Raw genomic sequence first — 521 nt, forward strand, 5'->3', positions numbered from 1 at the left:
TCGTAACAAGGTAGCCGTAGGGGAACCTGCGGCTGGATCACCTCCTTAATCGACGACATCAGCCTGCTGATGAGCTCCCACACGAATTGCTTGATTCATTGTAAAAGACGATGCTGTAACGCGACCCTGTTATAGGTCTGTAGCTCAGTTGGTTAGAGCGCACCCCTGATAAGGGTGAGGTCGGCAGTTCAAATCTGCCCAGACCTACCATTACATGGTTCAGCCGTAGAATACGGGGCCATAGCTCAGCTGGGAGAGCGCCTGCCTTGCACGCAGGAGGTCAGCGGTTCGATCCCGCTTGGCTCCACCACTTGCTTTACTTGATCAAACTCAGAAATGAACATTCGCATCGAATGTTGATTTCTGACTTTTGTCAGATCGTTCTTTAAAAATTCGGATATGTGATAGATATAGACTGATGACCAGTTTCACTGCTGGTTAATCAGGCTAAGGTAAGATTTGTGAGTTCTGCTCGAAAGAGCAACATGCGAATTTTCGGCGAATGTCGTCTTCACAGTATA

Annotated in this window: 2 tRNA genes; both read left to right on the plus strand. The window is 48.0% G+C overall.

What is annotated here, in order from left to right:
• Window positions 1-133: 133 nt before the first annotated feature.
• A tRNA-Ile gene (locus CAG18_RS25940) sits at window positions 134-210 on the plus strand.
• Between the two features lie 24 nt (window positions 211-234).
• Window positions 235-310 (plus strand) — tRNA-Ala (locus tag CAG18_RS25945).
• Window positions 311-521: the final 211 nt, after the last annotated feature.

It is taken from the genome of Pseudomonas sp. B22(2017) (assembly GCF_002113105.1).
GTDB lineage: Bacteria > Pseudomonadota > Gammaproteobacteria > Pseudomonadales > Pseudomonadaceae > Aquipseudomonas > Aquipseudomonas asiatica.